The following is a 1,211-nucleotide window of genomic DNA, read 5'->3' on the forward strand; positions in this document are numbered from 1 at the left end:
TTTTTCATTTCGCCTGTTCCGGCAGAGACAAGATCGATACAGCCCCATGTTGTGTACCCTAATAAGTCGACGCCATCTAGCTCTACCGCATCTTTCATCGCTTGGATGTGCGCTGCTAAATACTCGATTCGATAATCATCGATCACATTGCCATTTTCATCTGGTGTATCAACAGCACCTAAGCCGTTTTCAACAATAAATAATGGTTTTTGATAACGATCGTACAAGTCATTCATTGTCACACGCAATCCTAACGGATCAATCTGCCAACCCCATTCACTTGCTTCTAAATATGGGTTTTTCACTGAAGCGAAAATATTGCCGGCTGTTTTTTCATTGACTGCTGGATCTGTTGATTGCACACGAGATGAATAGTAAGAGAATGAAATAAAGTCTACCGTATGTTCTTTCAGTAGTTCCAAATCACCTTCTTCAATCGGTAATAAAATCCCGTCACGTTCTAACTCTTTCAGTGCATATGCTGGGTATTCCCCACGAGATTGCACATCGATAAAGAAGAAATTCTCACGATCCGCTTTTTTCGCTGCCCAAACATCTTCTGGTTTACAAGTATAGGCATAGTTTGTGCCTGCCGCTAACATACAACCCACTTGGTTTTCTGGATCGACTTCATGCGCAATTTTTGTTGCGATTGCACTTGCTAACAATTCATGGTGAGCCGCTTGATATTTGACTTGTTCTTTGTTTTCGCCTTCTTCAAAGTAAAGACCAGCGCCCATAAACGGTGCGTGTAAAATCATATTGATTTCATTGAAGGTCAGCCAATATTTTACTAAGCCTTTGTATCGGTTGAAAATCGCGTGACATAAGTTCTCATAAAAGCCAACCATTTCACGGCTGCGCCATGCGCCATATTTCTCTACTAAATGCATTGGACAGTCAAAGTGCGTAATGGTTACAAGGGGCTCTATATTGTGTTTGCGGCATTCTTTGAACAAATCCTCATAGAACTTCAAGCCTTCTTCATTCGGCTCTGTTTCGTCTCCTAGAGGGAAGATACGACTCCAAGCAATCGATAACCGGTACGTCTTAAAACCCATTTCGCCAAATAGTGCAATATCTTCTTTATAACGATGGTACATATCGATCGCATTTTGAGCTGGGTAAAAATGGTCCTCATCAAACGCAAACATTTTTTTCTCGCCTGTGATCACTGGAAAACGATCTGGTCCAACAGGTGCTAGATCTAC

General features: G+C 41.6%; 1 protein-coding gene. It reads right to left on the bottom strand.

The annotated features are described in order from the left end of the window. Positions 1 to 1,211: 6-phospho-beta-glucosidase (locus BCR22_RS10935; protein WP_069654928.1), on the bottom strand; the 1,211-nt coding region annotated here is incomplete at both ends.

This window comes from Enterococcus plantarum (assembly GCF_001730295.1).
GTDB classification, from domain to species: domain Bacteria; phylum Bacillota; class Bacilli; order Lactobacillales; family Enterococcaceae; genus Enterococcus_L; species Enterococcus_L plantarum.